Origin of the sequence: Cryobacterium sp. RTC2.1 (assembly GCF_035018685.1) — a bacterium.
GTDB classification, from domain to species: Bacteria; Actinomycetota; Actinomycetes; order Actinomycetales; family Microbacteriaceae; genus Cryobacterium; species Cryobacterium glucosi.
The window spans coordinates 1-400 of the sequence record NZ_JASJXJ010000363.1 but is presented as its reverse complement, the minus strand read 5'-3'; the positions used below and the strand labels follow the sequence as shown (position 1 = coordinate 400).

Here is a 400-nt window from a genome sequence, read left to right as displayed (position 1 = left end):
TCGGCGAGCTCAGCGCCGCGCTCAACCTCAGCAGTATCCACAGACATACCCACAGAGAAGTGACCCCATGACGGTATCCGCAGAAACCCTTCGCCTCCTGGAAAGCCAGGCCATCGAGCTCCCGTCGTGGGCGTTCGGCAACTCGGGCACCCGCTTCAAGGTCTTCTCGACCCCCGGCACGCCGCGCACCCCCCAGGAGAAGATCGCCGATGCCGCAACGGTCAACAAGTTCACCGCGCTTTCCCCGAGCGTCGCGATCCACATTCCGTGGGACAAGGTCGACGACTATGCGGCGCTCGGAAAGTACGCCGAAGACCTCGGCGTCGCGCTCGGCACGGTCAACTCGAACACGTTCCAGGATGACGCCTACAAGTTCGGCAGCCTGACCCACATCGACCCG

At 63.8% G+C, this 400-nt stretch carries 1 pseudogene; it reads left to right on the top strand.

The features are described 5' to 3' along the window. Positions 1 to 67: 67 nt before the first annotated feature. Positions 68 to 400, top strand: a pseudogene (locus QN357_RS19320) (rhamnose isomerase); the annotation flags it as partial.